This window comes from Mesorhizobium sp. M0633, assembly GCF_040320645.1.
GTDB lineage: Bacteria > Pseudomonadota > Alphaproteobacteria > Rhizobiales > Rhizobiaceae > Mesorhizobium.
On sequence record NZ_JAMYQC010000135.1, the window covers coordinates 1 to 633 of the forward strand.

The following is a 633-nucleotide window of genomic DNA, read 5'->3' on the forward strand; positions in this document are numbered from 1 at the left end:
CGCTCAGTTCCGGAGCAGCTCTTGCCGGTGGAAGCCACGCCGGAGGCCATGGCGATAAAGCCGCCACCATGCCGATCGGCAACCCTGGCGAGGCGAGCAAGGCAAAGCGGACTATCAACATCTCGATGTCGGAGAAGGACGATGGAAAAATGTTGTTCCAGCCGGCCTTCCTCAAGGTGAGGAAGGGCGAGACCGTTCGCCTGAAGTTCGTCAACAAAGGCCAAGTCGACCACGAGTTCGTCATGGACGTCCATGAGGGGATCATGGAGCACAAGGCGCTGATGGAGAAGTTCCCCGAGATGGAGCACGCCGATCCCAACGCGATCCGGCTGGCGCCCGGCGCCAGAGGCGAGATCATCTGGACGTTCGCCAATGCCGGCGAATTCGGTTTCGGCTGCCTTGTGCCGGGTCACTACGATTCCGGCATGAAGGGCGACATCAGCGTCGCCAACTGAATTCGAAAACACAAAGGAAGCAGTCATGACACTATTGGTAAAGACACTCTCAACGCTCGCGCTCGTTCTCGCCATCGGCGGGAGCGCGCTTGCGCAGGAATACGTGAAGGGCGAAGTCATCAAGGTCGACGCCAAACAGCAGAAGCTGACGATTAAGCATGGGCCGCTGACCAATCTC

At 58.9% G+C, this 633-nt stretch carries 1 protein-coding gene; it reads left to right on the forward strand.

Annotation, left to right across the window (positions count from 1 at the left end; all coding sequences use genetic code 11):
- Nucleotides 1–455, forward strand: a 455-nt coding sequence (locus NKI47_RS35040) for a cupredoxin domain-containing protein (RefSeq protein ID WP_352596429.1), incomplete at its 5' end; no start/stop codon positions are given.
- Between the last annotated feature and the right edge of the window lie 178 nt (nucleotides 456–633).